This window comes from Cupriavidus consociatus, from assembly GCF_017814975.1.
In the GTDB taxonomy this organism is placed as follows: domain Bacteria; phylum Pseudomonadota; class Gammaproteobacteria; order Burkholderiales; family Burkholderiaceae; genus Cupriavidus; species Cupriavidus consociatus.
In genome coordinates, this window is record NZ_JAGIQA010000004.1 from 104,997 (window position 1) to 125,474 (window position 20,478).

The window sequence follows — 20,478 nt, forward strand, 5'->3', positions numbered from 1 at the left end:
AAGAAAAAAGGGCCGATCGGGGAACCGGCCCAACGAACCCCGCACAGGCAAGGTATCGATATGAACATCGCGCGCCCGCCCGTGCCTGCCGCTGGTGCGCCATGCCGGGCGGGCGTCAGGAGGCCGGGATCAGAAGCGGTGACGCATGCCGATGGTGGCGCCGGCCTGGTTCTCGCCCGCGACCACGGTGCCCACGCCATTCAGGCCCAGGGCCGAGCCGTTCTTGTTCTTGGCGTAGCCCAAGTTCAGGTAAACGTCGGTGCGCTTGGACAGCGAATAGTCCGCCGACAGCACGAACATCCACGGATCGGCATCGCTGTTGCGGGTGTCGTTGTAGTAGGCGGCGCCGGTCACCAGGAAGGCGGGCGTGAAGCGGTATTGCGCGCCGGCCCAGTACACGTTGCTGCGGGTCGCGGCGGCGGTGGCGCTGGAGACGCCATCGTCCTTCAGCCAGCGGTAGCCGGCGAACACCTTGGCGCCGCCGAAGGCATAGGCGGTGCCCACCGCGGCGCGCTTGGCGCTGCGGTCCTGCAGCGCCACGGTGGCGCCCTGGTACTGGTCGTAGGCGGCACCCACCGAGAAGCCGCCAACGGCGTACGACAGCCCGCCGCCGAAATTGCGCGCGACCTTGGGTTCGCCCGGCACTTCGCCGTTGTTGTCGCGGCCGAAGCTGTAGAAGCCGGTGGCGGTCAGGCCGCCGAACTTGCCGGTGTACTTGATGGTGTTGTCGGCGCGGCCGTTGAAGGCCGAGTCGACGCTGTTGAGCGAGTAGCGCGGGCCCACGCCCATCGGGTCGAAGGCGCCGAACAGGTCGTACAGCGCGTTCTGCTGGCGGCCCAGCGTGACGGCGCCGAAACCGCCCTGCAGGCCCACATAGGCCTGGCGGCCGAACAGGCGGCTGCCCTGGCCAGAGGTGCCGGTATCGATATCGAAACCGCTTTCCAGCACGAAGATTCCCTTCAGGCCTTCGCCCAGGTCTTCGTTGCCGCGCAGGCCCCAGCGCGAGCCGGACAGGTTGCCCGAGTTCAGGCGGGTGGTCGTGCCCTGGGCACCGTTGCTGCCGGGCACGTGGCTGATGACTTCGAGGCCGGCATCGGCGATGCCGTACAGCGTTACGTTCGATGCGGACTGGGCCGATGCCGCCCCGGATGCCGCCGTAGCGGCTACTGCTGCCGTCAATGCAAGGAGAGCTTTCTTCACTGTGATTTCTCTGTTTTATGGTGATCCATGAACCGCGCCGGTCCGACCAGGACCAGGGGCCATGCCGGCCTGAGCCGGCTGGCCGCGCCGGACCCGGCGGGCGGCGCACGTCCGCATATGTGCGGCCCGCGCATTCTGATGGCGCAATATGAAGGCGTTGTGACGAATAGTGCGCAGCACAATGTGCCGAATAGCACCCGCATGGGGGTTTTCCCTGTGAGCAACGGGATCGTTTTGGTAGGATGCAGGCTTTTCCGACGACGGTAATGCCAGTGCCCCGTGCCGCCATGTGCCTTTGCCTCGCCAGCTTCGCGTCATGAAGCTGGCAGAGATCAAGACCCGGCTTGCCTCGCTGCAGGCCCCGCTCCCCGCCTCGATCCAGCAACGCCTGTCCGGCCTGTGCGCGCGCAGCGCGCGCCTGGGCCTGACCCGGCCGGGCTCGCTGCGCCCCACGCGCCGCGGCGTGCTGGTGGGCATGGCCGCGGTGCCGGCGGCCTTGCTGTTGTACGTGCTGGTGCTGGTGCCATTCACGCCAGGCATCAGCGACATCCGCAAGGCCAAGTCCGAGCAGCCGGCGCAGGTGCTGTCGGCCGACGGCGAGGAGCTGGCGGTCTTCAAGTGGGCCAACCGCGACTGGGTGCCGCTGAAGCAGATCTCGCCCAACGTGGTGGCGGCGCTGATCTCGACCGAAGACCACCGCTTCTATGAGCACCACGGGCTCGACTGGCGCCGCCTTGCCTCGGCCGCGGTGCATACCTTCTCGGGCGACCGCCAGGGCGGCTCGACCATTACCCAGCAGCTGGCGCGCAACCTCTATCCCGACGAGATCGGCCGCGCGCCCACGCTGACGCGCAAGTTGAAGGAAGCAATCACCGCGTTCAAGATCGAGGCCCTGTACACCAAGGACGAGATCCTCGAGACCTACCTGAACACGGTGCCGTTCCTGTACAACGCGTTTGGCATCGAGATGGCCGCGCGCACGTACTTCGACAAGCCGGCGCGCTCGCTCGACGTGCTGCAGAGCGCCACGCTGATCGGCATGCTCAAGGGCAACAGCTACTACAACCCGGTGCTGAACCCCGAGCGCGCGCTGGACCGGCGCAATATCGTGCTGGGACAGATGGTCAAGCGCGGCAAGCTGGACGCGGCCCGCTACGAGCAGCTAAAACGCCGTCCGCTGCGCATCGACTTCGAGCGACAGACCGAGCCGCCCGGCCCCGCGCCGCATTTCGCGCAGCAGCTGCGCAAGTGGCTGATCGGCTGGGCCGACCGCAACGGCTACGACATCTACGCCGACGGCCTGGTGGTGCGCACCACCATCGACGCGCGCCTGCAGGCCATGGCCACGCAGGCGGTGGCGCAGCAGGGCAACCGCCTGCAGGCGATCGCCAACGCGGCCTGGGCGCCGCGCGCGGGCTGGGCCGCGGACCGCGCGCTGGTGCAGGCCTTCGTGCGCGAGTCGCCGGAATACCGCGCCGCCACCGCCGCCGGCACGACGCCTGAAGACGCGATGAAGCACCTGCTGGCCAACGGCACCTTCATGCGCGAACTGCACCAGCAGAAGACGCGGATCCAGGCGGGCTTCCTCGCCATCGATCCGCGCAACGGCGAGATCCGCGCCTGGGTCGGCAGCCGCGACTATACGCAGGACGCCTTCGACCACGTGCAGCAGGCGCGCCGGCAGCCGGGCTCGACCTTCAAGCCCTTCGTCTACGGCGCCGCCTTCGAGGACGGCAAGTCGCCCGACGACACGCTGATGGACCAGCCGGTCGAGATCGAGCTGGCCGGCGGCGAGATCTGGCGCCCGTCGGACGAGGGCCGCCCCACCGGGCGCGCGATGAGCCTGCGCGACGGCCTGGTCTATTCGCGCAACACCATCACCGCGCAGCTGATGCAGCAGGTAGGCCCGGCGCGCGTGGCACGGCTGGCGCGCGAGATGGGCGTGCGCGAAAGCCGGCTCGACGAGGTGCCGTCACTGGCGCTGGGCACCAGCCCGGTCACGCTCAAGGAAATGGTGGCCGCCTACGGCACCATCGCCAACGCCGGCAACTACATCGCGCCAACCATGGTCACGCGCATCGAAGACCGCAACGGCAATGTGCTGCAGGTATTCCGGCCGGCGCGCGCGGAGCACGCCCTGCCCCACGCCACCACGCAGACCCTGCTCGACGTGATGCGCGACGTGATCGACCGCGGCACCGGCGCCGGCATCCGCTCGCGCTTCGGCATCCGCGCCGACGTGGCCGGCAAGACCGGCACCACGCAGGACAACGCCGACGGCTGGTTCATCATGATGCACCCGGAACTGGTCGCCGGCGCCTGGGTCGGCTTCAACGACAGCCGCGTCACGCTGCGCAGCGACTACTGGGGCCAGGGCGCGCACAGCGCGCTGCCGATGGTCGGCGATTTCTACCAGCGCGCGCTGCGCGGCCGCGTCATCGACGGCCGCGCGCGCTTTGCCGAATACGAGGAAACCCATATGTTCGCCTCGCTCGGCAACCAAGTGCGCGGCTGGTGGGCCCGGCTCTTCAGCGGCGACAAGGCCAACGAAGCCACCGCGCCGCGCCCGGCGCCGCGCCGTCCGGCGCTGCCGGCGCCCGAGGCGGATGTGACGCCGCCGGCGAGCACGCCGATGGCGTCGGCTTCTGCGCCGGTGAACGGCGGAGGCAGTGGCGAGGAAGAGTCCAGCCTGGCGCTGGACCAGGGGGAAACGGTGATGGCGGTGCCGCCGCAGGACCGCGCGACGGCGAGCGCCCCCACCGCAACGGCAGCGCCGTCTGGCCAACCGGCGCCCCCGGCACCGGCCGGCCCCAACGCTCCGGGCTTCCCGCCGCCGCCCACGATGGCCCCTCCGACCCCTCCGGCCCCTCCGGCCCCCTCGGCCCCTCCGGCGCCAGCGCCCGCCGCGCCCATCTACCCGGTCGCGCCGACCACGATCTCGCCCGCCAACGGCAGCAACTGAACCCAGCGGCCAATCTCGCCTCGGGCTGCTAGACCAGCCCCAGATCCCGCCCGGGCACGCCCGGGAACACCTGCCCCAGCCGCGCCGCATCCAGTCCGTACAACCGCTGGAACAGCCCGCCCAGCACCGCCCGATACTCATTGCGTACCGGCCAGTCCCGGTCCTGGTTCAGCGCCGCGCGCTCCACCGCGACCTGCTCGCCCGCGATGCGCCCGCCGCGCACCGCGCCGCCGGCCACCCAGTAGACGGTGCCATGGCCATGGTCGGTGCCGCGGGTGCCATTCTCGCGGAACGTGCGCCCGAACTCTGACAGCACTACCACCGTGGTGCTGCGCCACGCCGGCCCCATGCCTTCGGCGAAGGCCGACAGGCCGCGGCCGAGGTTGTCGAGCAGGCCGGCGAGCTGGCCTTGCGCCGCGCCCTGGTTGACATGGGTATCCCAGCCGCCGACGTCGATAAAGCCGAGGTTGAAGCGCTCGCGCATCAGTCCCGCCATGCGCCGCGCCTCGACCTCGAAGCCGCGCGCGCTGAGCGAGCGACGGTTGGCGGCCTGCATCTCCTGCTGGCGCGCGGCCATGCTGTTGCCACCTGCCGTGTCCCCTGCGGTCGCCTCGGCCTGCCGCGCAACCGCCTGGCGCAGCTCGAAACCTTCGTCGATGAGGGACTCGAAGCGCGTGCCGCGGTACATCTGCGCCAGCATCTGTTCCTGGCGCGCATCGAACGGAGTGCGGCCGCTGCCCTTGAGCGAGACGTTGGGCACGCCGCGCGGCCCGGCCAGCACCATCGGCAGGCCGTCGGTGAAGGCCACCGGCGCGGCCTGGCCGCCCAACGCCTGCGCCAGGCGGTTGAGGAAGCCGCTGCCGCGCAGCGCGGCGAGCTGGCTGCGGTTGTGGTCGCGTGGGTCACCGTCCGCGCCCGGCAGGCCGGCCTCGATGGTGTCCTGGGTCTCGAAGTGGCTGCGCGACAGATCATGGGTGCCGGCAAACGGCACGAAGGCCAGCTGCCCGCGTTGCCACAGTGGCAGCATGGCCGGCGCCAGCGCCGGGTGCAACGCCCAGTCGCCGATGCCGCGCGCGGCGCTGTCGGCGGCAAAGGCTGGCGCCAGCGCGACGGCAGCGCCGGGGTCGGGGTCTGCTCCGGCGGCAGACGGTCGCCGGATCGCGATGTTGGGGCGCGCCGCGTAATAGAAGTCGCTGCCCGCCGGCACCAGCACGCTGGCGGCGTCATAGCCGCCGCGCAGAAACACCAGCAGGAAGCGGGCTTCGGCGTGCGCCGGCAGCGCGTAGACGCGCGACACCGTGGCGGGCAGCGTCCACGCCAGCGCGGTGGCGCCCATCGTCTTGAGCCATTGTCTGCGTTGCATGGCGGACTCCTTTCCTGTGCGCGTCAGCGCTGCATCCATTCGGGCGAGCTGAGCAGCACGGTATTCCACTCCGCCTGCGAGGCCGTTTGCGCCAGCGCCGCGCGCGTTGCCGGGCCTAGCGTGGCTTCAATGCCGTCGTAGTAAAGCTTGTTGCCGATCACCGGGAAGCGCGCGCCGCGCGGCGTGCCCGCATCGCCGGCGAACAGTCCAGCCGGCCCGGAGCCGAGCGCGCGCGCGATCTCGAAGCGCCGCACCATCTGCCCGGAACTGGCCCAGGCGCTCTCCGCCGCGGGATAGCCGTCGGGTGTCACGTGGCCGTACAGCGGTTCGCCCAGCTGGTTCAGCCAGTTCAGCACCGGGCGCAGGTTGGCGACCGGCCGGCCCTCGTAGGCCAGCCGCAGCGACGACACCACGTAGACCACCGGATCCTTGAACTTGCGCGGGGATGACGGCGGCAGCCGGTCCAGCTCGGGCGCCATCAGCATGGTGCGCAGCACCGCGGCGATATCGCCATCGGTTCGGGCGAAGGTGTGGGCCATGCGGTCGACCAGGGCGGGCGGCGGGTTGTCGGCGATGAAATAGGCGGCCAGCCTGGCACTGATAAAGCGCGCCGTGGCCGGCTCGCGCGACAGGATCGTCACCGCGCGCTCGACCTCGGCAAACCCGGCCGGCTCGATGCGCTGACCCAGCAGCGTCTTGGCGCCGAAGTCATGCCGCGCCGGATTGAACTCGAATGCGCCGTCGCTGCGGTACAGCGCCGCGCGCGCGGGCGGCAGCCGCGGTGGCGTGCCGCGCAGGTTGACGCCGACGCCGGTCAGCACGCGCGCCAGTTCCTGCACGTCCTGCTGGGTGTAGCGCGAGCCGCTGGGGCCGCCCGCCACGCCGAGCGTATGCAGCTCCATCAGCTCGCGCGCGTAGTTCTCGTTGATGCGGTTGGCGCTGCTTTGCGCGTTGTCGAGGTAGAGCAGCATCGCCGGCGCGGTGACGGTGGCCATCAGCAGGTCGCGGAAGCGGCCCAGTGCATGCGGCCGGATCGCGCGTTCCTCATAGTCGGGCAGCAGCCAGCGCACCTGTCCCTTGCCCGAATAGACATTGAAGTGGTTCATCCAGAACCACGTCATCTGCTCGCGCAGTTGCGCCGGCGAGTACAACGCCCGCAGCAGGTGGCGCCGCGCGGTATTGGCCACCAGCTCGCGGCCCTGTGCGTTCAGGGCCTGGCGGGCCTGCTGCTTGCTGTCTTCGTCGGGCAGCGCATCGATGCGCTCGCGCGCCTGCCGCGCGGCCAGCAGCGGCGCGCCGGGATCGCCTTGCAGTGCCGGCAGCGCGGCGATGGCGGCGGCCAGCTCCGGTGGATCGGCCGGCGCCATCGCCAGCTGGCGCTTCAGGTAATCCGAGCGTCCCAGGCGCCGTAGCTCGGCCAGGCTGGCCTGGTCGGCGCCGAAGCTGACGGTATTGAGCCAGCGCAGGTCGGCCGCGCTGTCGCTGCCGGCGCCCGGTACCTGGGCACAGGCGCCAACGCAGGCGGCCAGCACCACCGCCGCGCTGGCACGCCACGCCGACAGCCGCCGCAGCACCGTGCCATATCCCGCCTGTTGCGACGCATCCATGCTCGCCTCCCTGTCATGGCCAACCTTCATGGCCAACCTTCATGGCCAACCTGTCAATGTTACGTGGCAAGCGCGTTTCCGTTGACGTCCCGACGGCGCGGGAGTGTTACCAATGCTTTCAGTGCCAGGCCGGCCGAATTGCCGGAAATGCCAAGACAGTCCCGGCACGCCTGGCTAGCCTTGCGCTTTGTCTTTTCAGCAAGCTGTCATGCCGCGCCCCGTCTTCCCTGCCCCCTGCTGGCTTCCCAGCCTTGCCTTCGTCCTGATCTGGTCCACCGGCTTCACCGTGGGCAAGGCCATCGTGCCGCTGGCCGATACCAGCCTGTTCCTGCTGGGGCGCTTTGCCGTGGCCGGGCTGATGTTCATGGCGTGGGCGCTGGCCGCCCGCGCGGCCTGGCCGCCGCTGCGCGAGGCGCCGCGCCACCTGCTGGCAGGCGCGCTGATGCAGGGGGTCTACCTCTGTGCCGGCTACGGGGCCGTGGCGCAGGGCCTGCCGCCGGCGATCATGGCGCTGCTGGGCGCCCTCCAGCCGCTGCTGACCGCGCTGCTTGCCATTCCGCTGCTGAACGAGCTACCTTCCAGGCGGACCTGGCAGGGCCTGGCGCTGGGTGCGCTGGGCGTCGCGCTGGTGGTGGCGCCGGCGATGCAGGCCGGCGTGCAGCCGGTCTCGCCGTGGATCGTGCTGCTGGGCGTGCTGGCCATTGTTTCGATCACCATGGGAACCCTGTTGCAGAAATCCGCGATCGCCGCCTGCGACCTGCGCGCCAGCTCGGCGTGGCAGAACCTGGGCGCGATGCTGGTGGCCGGCGTCATGGTCGCCGTCGTGGCCGCGACCGACTGCACCGGCGCGCCGCTACGCTGGGAAGGCGGCGTGGTGCTGTGGGCGGCGCTGGCGTGGGCCGGCCTCGGGCTGTCCGGCGGCGGCACGTGGCTGCTGGTCAGCCTGGTGCGGCGCGGCCAGGCGGCCAATGCCGCGGCGCTGATGTTCCTGGCGCCGCCGCTGGCGGCGGTGCAGGCGTGGCTGCTGTTCGGCCAGGGACTGGGGGCGGTGCAGTCGCTTGGCATGGCGGTTGCCGGCGCGGGCGTGTGGCTGTGCCAGACACAGGGCAGGCAGCGGCATGCCGAAGCGCGTTGAGGCCCCTGCCCCGCTGGTCGAGCACCGCCGCTACGGCGACCAGCCCGACGGCCACCAGCACCGCTACCACCAGTTGCTGTTCGGGCTGGCGGGCGCGACCGAGCTGGAGATCGATGGCCATGTCTATCGCGTCGACGCGCGTACCGGCCTGATCGTGCCGGCCGGCAGCCACCATGAGTTCCTGGGCTTCGACGGCAACCTGCAGCTGGTCGCGGACTTCCCCGCGCAATCGGTGGCGTTGCCGGCACGGCTGATGGCACGCCCCCGCACCTTTGCGCTGGACGGCGCCTTTGGCAGCCGCGTGCGCGCGCTGGCGGCGTGGCGCGCCGCCGCGGCAGCGCGAGGCCCGCATACCGACTGGCAGCTCGCCGCGACGCTGGCCGCGGCGCTCGCCGGGAGCCTGGGCATGCCGGCCGACCACCATGTCTTTCCGCTGATGGCCGTCGATGCCTACCTGCGCGCCAACCTGTCCGAGCCGTTGCGGGTAGCCGAGGTGGCCGGGCATTTCGGCTGGAGCGTGCGCCGCTTCCAGACCCTCTTCGCCGACGCCTTCGGCGATACGCCGCACCGGTACCAGACCCGCCTGCGGCTGGACCGCGCGCTGCAGCTGCTGTCGCAGACCACGCTGCCGCTGGCCGAGATCGCGCTGGCATCCGGCTATCCGGACCAGACCACCTTCACGCGCGGCTTTACGCGGCGCTTCGGGCAGCCGCCCGGCGCGTGGCGGGCAGCGGTGCGCCACCAGACTGCCTGACCCGCGCGGTCCGCCAGCTCGCGCCACGCCGCGAGAAGCGCCACCCACATGGCAGGAGATTGCGCGCTCGCCGGAAGTTTCGGCACAGCCAGCATTTATTTCTGAATTCTATTGCGAATTCAGCAACAAATACCGAGCCATTCTGTTTAACCTGCCCGCTATTTTCCGTTTGCGGCGCAGCCTGTATCGGCAACCGGATCACGGCACAAGGCATGAACCCGCTTGGGAATTGCGCGGTGTGAAGATTTGCCTGCCTCTGCCACTGTCTCCGCGAACGCGAAAATAAGCTGCTCCCGCCGGCCGCACAAGGACCGGCGCGGCCATTCTGATCACACGGAGACAACGAGACATGAGTGCAAGCGCAGAGCATCTGCAACGCGGCCTGGGTGAACGCCATATCCGCCTGATGGCGCTGGGTTCGGCCATCGGCGTGGGCCTGTTCCTGGGTGCCGGCAGCGCCATCAAGATGGCCGGCCCCGCCATCATGCTGGCCTACCTGATCGGCGGCGCGATGATCTTCCTGATCATGCGCGCGCTGGGCGAGATGGCCGTGCACAATCCCGTGGCCGGCTCCTTCTGCCGCTACGCGCAGGACCACATGGGCCCACTGGCGGGCTACCTGACCGGCTGGAACTACTGGTTCCTGTGGCTGGTGACGTGCGTGGCGGAGATCACCGCGGTTGCCATCTACATGGGCATGTGGTTCCCCGACGTGCCGCGCTGGATCTGGGCGCTGGCCGCGCTGGCGGCGATGGGCTCGGTCAACCTGATGGCGGTCAAGGCCTATGGCGAGTTCGAGTTCTGGTTCGCCATGATCAAGATCGTCACCATCGTGCTGATGCTGTTCGGCGGCGGAGCGATGATCGTGTTCGGCTTCGGCAACGGCGGTGTCGCCACCGGCTTCTCCAACCTGTGGGCGCATGGCGGCTTCATGCCCAACGGCGCCTCGGGCGTGCTGATGTCGCTGCAGATGGTAATGTTCGCCTACCTGGGCGTCGAGATGATCGGCCTGACCGCCGGCGAGGCGCGCAACCCGAAGAAGTCGATCCCGGACGCAATCAACTCAGTGTTCTGGCGCATCCTGATCTTCTACGTCGGCGCGCTGTTCGTGATCCTGTCGCTGTACCCGTGGAACGAGATCGGCGCGCAGGGCAGCCCGTTCGTGCTGACCTTTGAGCGCCTGGGCATCAAGACCGCCGCGGGCATCATCAACTTCGTGGTGCTGACCGCGGCGCTGTCGTCGTGCAACGGCGGCATCTTCAGCACCGGGCGCATGCTGTACAACCTGTCGCTGCAGGGCCAGGCCCCCGCGGCCTTCGCCAGGGTAGACCGCAACGGCGTGCCGCGCCGCGCGCTGCTGGTGTCGATTGCCGCGCTGCTGTGCGGCGTGCTGCTCAACTACCTGGTGCCGGAGAAAGTGTTCGTCTGGGTGACCGCGATCTCCACCTTCGGCGCGGTCTGGACGTGGGCCATCATCCTGGTCACGCAGATCAACTTCCGCCGCAGCCTGTCGGCGGCCGAGCGCAAGGCACTGGCCTTCCGCATGCCGTTCTGGCCGTATGGTTCGTACATCGCGCTGGCCTTCCTGGCACTGGTGGTGGCGCTGATGGCCTATTTCCCGGAAACGCGCGTGGCGCTGTACGTGGGCCCGGGCTGGCTGGTGCTGCTGACGATCTGCTACTACGCGCTTGACATGCGCTCGCGCGGGCCGGTCAGCTACCGCACCTGAACGAGCGCGAGTGCGCGTCATGGCGCGCCTCGCTACAATGGCCCCGGGCAATCCATTGCCAGGGGGCCGAATGTCCGAGACGCCTGACACCTGCGCCGCACCGCGCCACGCCACGCCGCCTCGACGCCAAGGCGTGCCGTCGCGCCACTTGCTGAAATCGCCATGGATATCGCGCTGGCGCTGTCGTGGCTGACGCTGGCAGCCTGGTGCGGGCTGCTGTGGCTGCGCGCCGGCTTCTGGCGTGTGCACAAGCCGGCCGCCGCACCGGCGCCGGCGCAATGGCCGGACGTGGTCTGCATCATCCCGGCACGCAATGAATCCGCAGTGATCGCGCGCGCGGTGGCGGGCGTGCTCGGCCAGCGCTATCCGGGACGGCTCACGCTGGTGGTGGTCGACGACCACAGCCAGGACGGCACCGCCGATCTCGCCCGCGCAGCCGCAGCGACCACCACACGCCCCCAGGCGCTGTCGGTGATCGGCGCGCGCGAGCTGCCGCCCGGCTGGAGCGGCAAGGTCTGGGCCCAGTCCGAGGGGCTGGCCGAAGCGGACCGCATCGCCGCGCATGCCCGCTATGTCTGGCTGACCGATGCCGACATCTGGCACGGCCCCGGCGTGCTGGCATCGCTGGTGGCGCGCGCGGAGCACGAGCGGCGCGACCTGGTCTCGCTGATGGTGCGGCTGCGCTGCGAATCGGCGTGGGAACGGCTGGTCGTGCCCGCCTTTGTCTTTTTCTTTGCCAAGCTCTACCCCTTTGCGCGCGTGCGCGATCCGCGCTCGCGCGTGGCCGCCGCGGCGGGCGGCTGCATGCTGGCCCGGCGCGCGGCGCTGGTGCGCATCGGCGGCTTTGCCGCGATCCGCGGCGAGCTGATCGACGATTGCAGCCTGGCGGCGCGCATCAAGCCCGGCGGTGCGATCCGGCTGGACCTGGCCGACGACAGCCTGTCGCTGCGTCCCTATGAAGACTGGCGCAGCCTGTGGGACATGATCGCGCGCAGCGCCTATACGCAGCTGCGCTATTCGCCGCTGCTGCTGGCGGGCGCGGTGGCCGGCATGGCCCTGACTTACCTGGCGCCGCCGCTGCTGGCGCTGGCCGGCGGCTGGAGGCTGTGGCCGGCGTGGCTGGCATGGGGCGCGATGGCGTTCGCTTACCTGCCGATGCTGCGCGAGTACCGCCAGCCGGCATGGCTGGCGCCGCTGCTGCCGGTGACGGCGCTGTTCTACCTGGGCGCCACCATCGACTCGGCGCGGCGCTACTGGCTGCGCCGCGGCGGGCAGTGGAAGGGGCGCCCGCAGGCGCCGGTGCGGTCCTGAGCCGAAGCGCTCATTTGCCGCTCATTTGCGGCTCACTTCCCCAGATACCCCTGCGTGCGGAACCACGCCAGCGCATCGCTCAGCCCTTCGCGATAGGGGCGCGGCGCATAGCCCAACTGCTGGCGCGCCTTGTCCGAGGTAAAGAACATCCGGTACCGCGACATGTTGAGCCCGTCAACCGTAATCAACGGCTCCTTGCCGGTCACCCGCGCCGCCGCTTCCGCCGCACGCGCCAGCGGATACAGCGGCCAGCGCGGCAGTTGCATGGCAGGCGGACGCCGACCGCACAGCTCGGCGATATCGCCAAGCATCTGCTGCAGCATCACGTCGTCACCGCCCAGGATGTAGCGCTCGCCGATGCGGCCGCGCTCCAGCGCCAGGAAATGGCCCTCGGCAACGTCGTCCACATGGGCCAGGTTCAGCCCGGTGTCGACAAAGGCCGGGATCTTGCCGGTCGCCGCCTCGACGATGATGCGGCCGGTCGGCGTGGGCCGGACGTCGCGCGGTCCGATCGGCGTCGACGGGTTGACGATCACCGCGGGCAGGCCGCGCTCGGCCACCAGCCTTTCCACCACGCGTTCGGCCAGCACCTTGCTGCGCTTGTAGGCGCCGATGGCCTCGTGCGGATGCAGCATCGCGGTTTCGTCCACCGGCGCGAGCGCGCCGGCGACGCGCAGCGTGGCGACGCTGCTGGTATAGATCACGCGCTCGACGCCGGCGCCCTGCGCGGCCTCCATCACCGCCAGCGTGCCATCGACGTTGGTGCGTACGATCTCCTCAGGATCGGGCGCCCACAGCCGGTAGTCAGCGGCAACGTGGAACAGGTAGCGCACGCCCTGCAGCGCGGCGGCCACGGCGGCGGCATCGCGCATGTCGCCTTCGGCCACTGTCACCGGCAGGCCGGCCAGGTTGGTGCGCGGGCTCTGCGGTCGTACCAGCACGCGCACGCTGAAACCCCGCGCCAGCGCCTGCCGCGCTACAGCGGACCCGAGGAAACCCGAGGCCCCCGTCACCAGCACGTCATCGTTTCTCGTCATAAAGCCGTTTTCCCGGTGAGGCACAAGCGCCGCAAAGGCGGCCGGCAGCGCTCGTGGTCCGCCCCGCCGGCCGGCGGGGCTGCCAGACAAAGCGCGCGTGTCGGGTATATAGTAACCATCGTGAGACGGAAATGTGATCCTGATGAATCTCCGGTGCGGCGCCGGATCGTGGATCGCAAATCCTGCCATCCCAATCGCTGAAACCCGTTGCAAAGGGTCAGGGGGTCTACTCTATGCAGGTGATTCTGGCTCAGCCCCGCGGCTTCTGTGCCGGCGTGGTGCGGGCGATCGAGATCGTCGACCGCGCCCTCGTCAAGCACGGCGCGCCGGTGTTCGTGCGGCATGAGATTGTGCACAACAAGCACGTAGTGGAGGGGTTGAAGGAAAAAGGCGCGCGTTTTGTCGAAGAACTCGACGAAGTCCCGGCCAACGCCGTGACCATCTTCAGTGCGCACGGCGTTTCCCGCGCGGTGGTCGCCGACGCCAGCCAGCGCCAGCTGCATGCCATCGACGCCACCTGCCCGCTGGTGATCAAGGTCCATACCCAGGGCCGCCAGTACGCTGCCAGCGGGCGCACCGTGATCCTGATTGGCCATGCCGGCCATCCCGAGGTGGAAGGCACCATGGGCCAGATCCCGGGCAAGGTGATCCTGGTGCAGAACGAAGCCGAGGTCGAGCAGCTCGACCTGCCGCCCGAAACGCCGGTGGCCTACGTCACGCAGACCACGCTGAGCGTGGACGACACCCGCAATATCATCGCCGCGCTGGCCCGCCGCTTCAGCAACCTGGTCGGCCCCGATACGCGCGACATCTGCTACGCCACGCAAAACCGCCAGAGCGCCGTGCGCGACCTGTGCAAGCTGGCCGACGTCATCCTGGTGATCGGCGCGACCAACAGCTCCAACTCCAACCGCCTGCGCGAGATCGGCACCGAAAGCGGCGTGCCCAGCTACCTGATCGCCGACGGCAGCGAACTGGACCCGGCCTGGGTGCGCGATGCCAACGTGGTCGGCATCACCGCCGGCGCCTCGGCCCCCGAAGAAATGGTCGAGGACGTGATCGCCGCGTTGCGCAAGCTGGGCCCGGTCGAGGTCACCACCATGGCCGGGCGCGAGGAGCATGCCGAATTCCGCCTGCCCGCCGAACTGGTCGACGTCAGGCCGTCCGCCGCGCCACGCAAGGCTGGCAAGGCCGCCGCCCGCTCCGAGGCCGAGACCGCGCCTGCCGCTGCCGGCACCAACGAGAATATCGCCGGCTGAACCCAAACAGAGGAAGCTGCCTTGGCCATCCCGCTCCTGCAGGTCGCCCGCGTGGGCGCCTACATCGTCGGCAAGCATTTGTCGCGGCAGAAACGCTATCCGCTCGCGCTGATGCTGGAACCGCTGTTCCGCTGCAACCTGGCCTGCTCGGGCTGCGGCAAGATCGACTACCCCGATCCCATCCTGAACCAGCGCCTGTCGGTGCAGGAATGCCTTGAGGCGGTCGACGAATGCGGCGCGCCGGTGGTCTCGATCGCCGGCGGCGAACCGCTGCTGCACAAGGACATGCCCGAGATCGTGCAGGGCATCATCGCCCGGCGCCGCTTTGTCTACCTGTGCACCAATGCCCTGCTGATGGAGAAGAAGCTGGACCAGTACCAGCCCAGCCCGTACTTCATCTGGTCGGTGCACCTGGACGGCGACCGCGAGATGCACGACCGCTCGGTATGCCAGGAAGGCGTCTACGACCGGGCCGTGGCGGCGATCCGGCAGGCCAAGGAACGCGGCTTCCGCGTCAATATCAACTGCACGCTGTTCAACGATGCCGAGCCCGGGCGCGTGGCCAGTTTCTTCGACTCGGTCAAGGCGCTGGGCGTGGACGGCATCACCGTATCGCCGGGCTATGCCTATGAGCGCGCGCCCGACCAGCAGCATTTCCTGAACCGCGGCAAGACCCGGCAGCTGTTCCGCGACATCCTCGGCCGCGGCCGCGCCGGCAAGAACTGGGCCTTCAGCCAGTCGACGCTGTTCCTCGACTTCCTGGCCGGCAACCAGACCTACCACTGCACGCCGTGGGGCAACCCGGCGCGCACGGTGTTCGGCTGGCAGCGGCCGTGCTACCTCGTCGGCGAGGGATATGCCAAGACCTTCCGCGAGCTGATGGACGAGACCGACTGGGACGCCTACGGCACCGGCAACTACGAGAAGTGCGCCGACTGCATGGTGCACAGCGGCTACGAGGCCACCGCGGTGGCGGATACCTTCGCCCATCCGCTCAAGGCGCTGGGCGTCAGCCTGCGCGGCGTGCGCACCAGCGGGCCGATGGCGCCCGACATCGCGCTGGACCGGCAGCGACCGGCGGAATTCGTGTTCTCGCGCCACGTCGAGATCAAGCTGGAGGAAATCCAGCGCGCAAATCCGCCCGCCAATCGGGGCCGGCAGGCAGCCAAGGCCAACGGCGCCGCCGCCACGCACTGATCCCGGGCCCCGTGCCATGCTCGCCGCCAACCCGGCGGGGGTGTCGGGCGAGGCCATCGCCCCAGTCGATGCGCGCTACCGCCACGCCGGCGAACTGGCACTGCTGTCGCCGCGGGTGCGCGGCGCAACGCCTAGTTGGCGTTCTGCCGGGCGTTGTGGGTGGTCAAATAGTTCACCAGTCCATCCACGCCGCCGCGCGCGACGATATCGGCGAACTGCTTGCGATACACCTCGATCAGCCACGCGCCCATCATGTTGATGTCATAGATGCGCCAGCCGGCGGCAGTGCGCTGCAGCCGGTAGTCGATCTGCATCTCGTCGGCGTTGCTGATGACGCGCGTCTGCACCACCACGTCGGAGGCGTCGCTGCCGGCCCTGGACGGCTGGTAGCGGAACCTGACGTTCTGCTCGCGCAGCTGCGCCAGCGATACCGCATAGCTGCGCACCAGCAGCGTCTCGAACTGCTCGTAGAGCTGCTTCTGCTGCTCGGGCGTCGCGCTGCGCCAGGCGCTGCCGACCGCCAGCCGCGTGGTGCGCCGGAAATCGGCATAAGGCAGGAACTGCTTGCGCACGACCGCGGTGATCTTGCCGAGGTCGCCGGCGCGCGTGTCCGGGTTGGACTGGATCGTGCCGACCACGCCTTCAACCACCGCCTGCACCAGCTTCTCGGGGCTGGCGCCGGGCTGGACCGCCTGGGCGTGCGCCGTTGCAACCATGACCACCGCCGCAAGCGGCACCAGGGGAAGCAAACCGTAGCTCTTCATGGATCTCGTGCAGGAGGGACAGTGTGGCCGCGCGTGCGGCGCATAGCTGTCAGGCGCGGTGGGATAGTGCGGTGGCAAGTGCGGTTGGAAGGCACGCGGCCAGTATAGCGGAACACGCCGGCCCCAATGCCCCCCCGGCATGCCGCATGTGCCACCCCGCCAGCCGATATACTCGCGGTTCGTGCTCCTTCCGGACCCGCCCATGCTGACTTCGCTGCTGACACGCATCGTCCGGCTCGCCACGGCCTTGCCCTGGCGGGTCATCATGCTGGCGGCAGTGCTGAGCACGGCGAGCGGCGTCTACGTGGCGCGCAACTTCGCGATCAATACCGACATCGGCCGCCTGCTCGAATCTGACGCACCGTGGGCACAACGCAATGCCACCATCGACGCCGCCTTCCCGCAACGCAGCCAGCTGATCCTGGCGGTGGTCCGGGCGCCCGCGACGGAGCTGGCCGATGCCGCCGCCGACGCGCTGGCCGAGGCGCTGCGCCGCCAGCCGGCGAGCTTCACCGCCGTCAGCCAGCCTGGCGGAGGAGCGTTCTTCGCGCGCAACGGGCTGCTGTTCGCGAGTCCCGACGAAGTCCGACAGTTGTCGCAGCAACTCGTGCAGGCGCGCTCGCTGGTCAGCGCGCTGGCGCACGACCCCACGCTGCGTGGCCTCTCCGATACCCTCACCACCGCGCTGACGCTGCCGTTGCAGCTGGGCCAGGTCAAGCTTGGCGACATGGCGAAGCTGCTCGGCAGCAGCGCGCAGGCACTGGACCAGGTACTGGCCGGCAAGCCCGCGGCACTGTCGTGGGCCGGACTGGTCAACGACAGCCTCAAGCCCGGCCCGGACGGCCATGCCTACAGCTACGTCGCCGTGAGTCCGGTGCTCGACTACAGCGACCTGCAGGCCGGCGCCGCGGCCTCGCGCGCGATCCGGCAGGCGGCCGCCGACCTGCAGCTGGCGCAGCGCTACCAGACGACGGTACGGCTGACCGGCCCGCAGGCGCTCGCCGATGATGAATTTGCCTCGGTCAGCGACGGCGCCATGCTCAACGGGGCGCTGACCGTGCTGGTGGTGGTGCTGATCCTGTGGCTGGCGCTGCGTTCGGCGCGGCTGATCGTGGCCGTGCTGGCAAGCCTGTTCGCCGGGCTGCTGATCACCGCGGCGCTGGGACTGGCCATGGTGGGCGCGCTGAACATGATCTCGGTGGCGTTCGCGGTGCTGTTCGTCGGCCTCGGCGTGGACTTCGGCATCCAGTTCGGCGTGCGCTACCGCGCCGAGCGCCATGGCTGCGACCACGTGGTCGAGGCGCTGGCAATGGCCGCGCACGCGGTCGGCGCGCCGCTGGCGCTGGCCGCGGCCGCGACCGCGGCAGCGTTCTTCTGCTTCCTGCCAACCGATTACCGCGGCGTGGCCGAGCTGGGCCTGATCGCCGGCGTGGGCATGATGGTCGCGTTCGCCACCACCTTCACGCTGCTGCCGGCGCTGATCTGCGTGCTGCGGCCAGGCGGCGAAGCCGAGGCGCCCGGCTTTGCCTGGCTGGCGCCGGCGGACCTGTTCTTCGAGCGCTACCGCAAGCCGGTGCTGCTGGTGACGCTGCTGGCCATCCTCGCCGGCGCACCGCTGCTACCGGGCCTGCGTTTCGATTTCGATCCGCTGCACCTGAAAGACCCGCAATCGGAATCGATGGCGACGCTGCTGGCGCTGAAGGATGCGCCGCAGGCCGGCACCGAGGACGTCAGCGTGCTGGCGCCGTCGCTGCAGGCGGCGCGCGACAGCGCCGCCCGGCTTGCGGCCTTGCCGGAGGTGGCGCGCGCGGTCACGCTGCAGAGCTTTATCCCCGATGACCAGCCGCCCAAGCTGCAGGCGCTCGCGCAGGCTTCGGCCGCGCTGATGCCGGCGCTGACGCAGCCCACCGCCACGCCCGCGAACGACACCGCCCGCGTCAATGCGCTGCGCAATGCGGCGCGCCAGCTTGCCATTGCCGCCGACGAGCATCCCGGCCCAGGCGCGGCCGAAGCCGCGCACCTGTCGGCCACGCTGAAGAATCTCGCCGGCGCCAACGCGGCCACGCGCGACCGCGCCGAGCGCGCGATCGCGCTGCCGCTGCAACTGGCGCTGGCCCGGCTCAGGCTCGCGCTCGGCCCGCAGCTGGTCAGCCGCGAAACGCTGCCGCGTGAACTGGTGCACGACTGGGTCACGCCCGATGGCCGCGCGCTGGTCAGCGTCAGCCCGAAGCTGCCGCCGGCCGGCAGCGCGCAACGCGAGGCCGCGCTGGACCGCTTTCTCGCCGCGGTGCAGCGCGTGGAACCTGCCGCCACCGGCGGGCCGATCGCCGTGCGCGGTTCGGCCGACACCATCATGACGGCGTTCGGGCAAGCCGGCGCCTGGGCGGTGCTGTCAATCACGCTGCTGCTGTGGATCACGCTGCGCCGCTTCGGCGACGTGCTGCGCACGCTGGTGCCGCTGCTGGTGTCGGCCATCGTCACGCTGGAGCTGTGCGTGTTGTTCGGCATTGCGCTGAACTTCGCCAACGTGATCGCGCTGCCGTTGCTGCTGGGCATCGGCGTGGCCTTCAAGATCTACTACGTGATCGCCTGGCGGCACGGCAAGACCAAGCTGCTGCAGTCGAGCCTGACCCATGCGGTGCTGTACAGCGCCGCCACCACTGCCACAGCGTTCGGCAGCCTGTGGCTGTCACACCATCCCGGCACGGCCAGCATGGGCAAGCTGCTGGCACTGGCGCTGGCGTGCACGCTGGTGGGCGCGGTGTTCTTCCAGCCGATCCTGATGGGCCGCCCGCGCGAAGAGGCGCATCCCGGCCACGACAATCCCGCCGTGCCTTCCCCCTGACGATGCTTTCACACCGCCGCCCGCGTTCGCCTGCCTTGTCCCTTGCCAGCGCTGCCACTGCCGCGACGCTGCTCGCGGGATGCGCCACCGGCTCACAGGCCAACCCCGACGATCCGCTCGAACCGATGAACCGCGCCGTGTTCACGGTCAACGACAAGCTCGACCAGTACGTGGCCAAGCCGGTCGCGCAGGGCTACAAGGCGGTCACGCCGGAGCCCGTGCGCAACGCCGTCACCAACTTCTTCTCGAATCTCGCCGACGTCGGCAACTTTACCAACAACCTGCTGCAGGGCAAGGGCGTGGCGGCGGCCGAGAGCTTTATGCGGGTCGCGGTCAATTCCGTGCTTGGGCTGGGCGGGCTGATCGATATCGCCACGCCGGCCGGCCTGGAAAAGCGTTCGCAGGATTTCGGGCTGACGCTGGGCACGTGGGGCGTGCCGTCGGGGCCGTACCTGGTGCTGCCACTGTTCGGCCCGAGTTCGTTCCGCGACGGCATTGGCCTGTATGTGAATTTCCAGTTCGATCCCATCACCTATGCCGAACCGGCGGTACGGAATTCGCTGTTTGCCGCCAACGTGGTCGACGTGCGCACCAACCTGCTGGGCGCGACCGACCTGCTGTCGCTGGCGGCGCTGGACAAGTATGCGTTCGTGCGCGACGCGTACCTGCAGCGCAGGCGCTACCTGCTGGGGGAAAGCACGGCGCTGCCCGACTATGGCGAGGACGACGAGGACAACGCGGACGGCAAGGACAAGGGTGACTACAAGGATAGCAAGCCTGCCGCGCCAGCCGCTGCGCCGGCGCCGCGCTGAGGCGGCGCCGGCGCACGGATCAGCTGCCGATACCCAGCAGCACCACCTCGAAAGTCAGGGCCGCGTTCGGCGGGATCGTGCCCGGCACGCCGCGGGCGCCGTAGGCAGTCGAGGCCGGGCAGGTCAGCTTGGCCTTGCCGCCCACCTGCATCGCCTGCACACCTTCGGTCCAGCACGGGATCACGCGGTTGAGCGGGAACGAGATCGGCTGGCCGCGCTTGTATGAGCTGTCGAACTCGGTGCCGTCGGCGAGGGTGCCGCGGTAGTGGACCTGCACCGTGTCGGTGGCCTTGGGCGAAGCGCCGGTGCCCTTGACCAGGTGCTGGATGGTCATGCCCGAAGGCAGCGTCTGCGGCGCCGCAGGAGCGGCAGGGGCGGCAGGGGCGGCCGGCGCGGAAGCCGCCGGAGCCGCCGCCATGGCAGAGCCGGCGGCACAGGCCAGGCTCAGGGAACCGACAATGGAGCCGACAAAAAGCGCGAGAGTTTTCATGGGAAAGGCCATC

At 69.8% G+C, this 20,478-nt stretch carries 15 protein-coding genes; 9 read left to right on the top strand and 6 right to left on the bottom strand.

The features are described from left to right. Nucleotides 1–129: 129 nt before the first annotated feature. The gene (locus J8I82_RS07175; protein ID WP_209755780.1) at nt 130–1,200 is read right to left on the bottom strand and encodes a porin; all 1,071 of its coding nucleotides are present in this window, start codon (nt 1,198–1,200) and stop codon (nt 130–132) included. Nucleotides 1,201–1,516: 316 nt separating this feature from the next. Between J8I82_RS07175 and J8I82_RS07180 the strand changes: the two genes are divergently transcribed. Then, nucleotides 1,517–4,162, top strand: coding sequence for a penicillin-binding protein 1A (locus tag J8I82_RS07180; protein ID WP_209755782.1), 2,646 nt, complete (start codon nt 1,517–1,519; stop codon nt 4,160–4,162). A 28-nt stretch (nt 4,163–4,190) separates the two neighbouring features. On the opposite strand, the gene J8I82_RS07185 is transcribed toward J8I82_RS07180, so the two are convergent. Then, nucleotides 4,191–5,525: a DUF1501 domain-containing protein gene (locus J8I82_RS07185; protein WP_209755785.1), complete on the bottom strand. Its 1,335-nt coding sequence runs from the start codon at nt 5,523–5,525 to the stop codon at nt 4,191–4,193. 23 nt (nt 5,526–5,548) lie between these two features. Continuing rightward, entirely contained in the window at nt 5,549–7,132 is a 1,584-nt protein-coding gene (locus J8I82_RS07190) for a DUF1800 domain-containing protein (RefSeq protein ID WP_209755788.1), read from the bottom strand. 208 nt (nt 7,133–7,340) lie between these two features. Here J8I82_RS07190 and J8I82_RS07195 point away from each other — a divergent pair, with 208 nt between their 5' ends. The 4 genes from J8I82_RS07195 (at nt 7,341) to J8I82_RS07210 (ending at nt 12,061) form a co-directional block, all read left to right on the top strand. Further along, on the top strand, nt 7,341–8,267 hold the full coding sequence (locus J8I82_RS07195) for a DMT family transporter (protein ID WP_209755790.1): 927 nt from the start codon (nt 7,341–7,343) through the stop codon (nt 8,265–8,267). Beyond that, nucleotides 8,251–9,021 carry a helix-turn-helix transcriptional regulator gene (locus tag J8I82_RS07200; RefSeq protein WP_209755792.1) on the top strand — a complete coding sequence of 257 codons (771 nt, stop codon included), beginning with the start codon at nt 8,251–8,253 and terminating at the stop codon, nt 9,019–9,021. Before J8I82_RS07195 ends, J8I82_RS07200 begins: the two co-directional genes overlap by 17 nt. Before the next feature lie 349 nt (nt 9,022–9,370). Further along, nucleotides 9,371–10,750, top strand: a complete 1,380-nt coding sequence (locus tag J8I82_RS07205; RefSeq protein ID WP_209755794.1) for an amino acid permease — start codon at nt 9,371–9,373, stop codon at nt 10,748–10,750. A 162-nt stretch (nt 10,751–10,912) separates the two neighbouring features. Beyond that, nucleotides 10,913–12,061, top strand: coding sequence for a glycosyltransferase (locus J8I82_RS07210; RefSeq protein ID WP_209755796.1), 1,149 nt, complete (start codon nt 10,913–10,915; stop codon nt 12,059–12,061). Nucleotides 12,062–12,093: 32 nt separating this feature from the next. Here the strand turns inward: J8I82_RS07210 and hpnA are convergent, their stop codons facing one another. Further along, nucleotides 12,094–13,098, bottom strand: coding sequence for a hopanoid-associated sugar epimerase (hpnA, locus tag J8I82_RS07215; protein ID WP_209755799.1), 1,005 nt, complete (start codon nt 13,096–13,098; stop codon nt 12,094–12,096). Between the two features lie 233 nt (nt 13,099–13,331). Here hpnA and ispH point away from each other — a divergent pair, with 233 nt between their 5' ends. Together ispH and hpnH are read left to right on the top strand one after the other, a co-directional pair. Then, nucleotides 13,332–14,357, top strand: a complete 1,026-nt coding sequence (gene ispH / locus J8I82_RS07220) for a 4-hydroxy-3-methylbut-2-enyl diphosphate reductase (RefSeq protein WP_209755801.1) — start codon at nt 13,332–13,334, stop codon at nt 14,355–14,357. 21 nt (nt 14,358–14,378) lie between these two features. Next, entirely contained in the window at nt 14,379–15,554 is a 1,176-nt protein-coding gene (gene hpnH, locus J8I82_RS07225; RefSeq protein WP_209755803.1) for an adenosyl-hopene transferase HpnH, read from the top strand. A gap of 131 nt (nt 15,555–15,685) precedes the next feature. On the opposite strand, the gene J8I82_RS07230 is transcribed toward hpnH, so the two are convergent. Next, nucleotides 15,686–16,318, bottom strand: coding sequence for an MlaC/ttg2D family ABC transporter substrate-binding protein (locus J8I82_RS07230; protein WP_209755805.1), 633 nt, complete (start codon nt 16,316–16,318; stop codon nt 15,686–15,688). 202 nt (nt 16,319–16,520) lie between these two features. On the opposite strand from J8I82_RS07230, the gene hpnN reads away from it, so the two are divergent. Both hpnN and J8I82_RS07240 read left to right on the top strand, forming a co-directional pair. Then, on the top strand, nt 16,521–19,163 hold the full coding sequence (gene hpnN, locus J8I82_RS07235) for a hopanoid transporter HpnN (protein ID WP_209755806.1): 2,643 nt from the start codon (nt 16,521–16,523) through the stop codon (nt 19,161–19,163). A gap of 2 nt (nt 19,164–19,165) precedes the next feature. After that, the gene (locus tag J8I82_RS07240) at nt 19,166–19,975 is read left to right on the top strand and encodes an MlaA family lipoprotein (protein WP_209755809.1); all 810 of its coding nucleotides are present in this window, start codon (nt 19,166–19,168) and stop codon (nt 19,973–19,975) included. A 19-nt stretch (nt 19,976–19,994) separates the two neighbouring features. Here J8I82_RS07240 and J8I82_RS07245 read toward each other — a convergent pair whose 3' ends face one another. After that, nucleotides 19,995–20,465, bottom strand: a complete 471-nt coding sequence (locus J8I82_RS07245) for an FKBP-type peptidyl-prolyl cis-trans isomerase (protein ID WP_209755811.1) — start codon at nt 20,463–20,465, stop codon at nt 19,995–19,997. Nucleotides 20,466–20,478 lie beyond the last annotated feature (13 nt).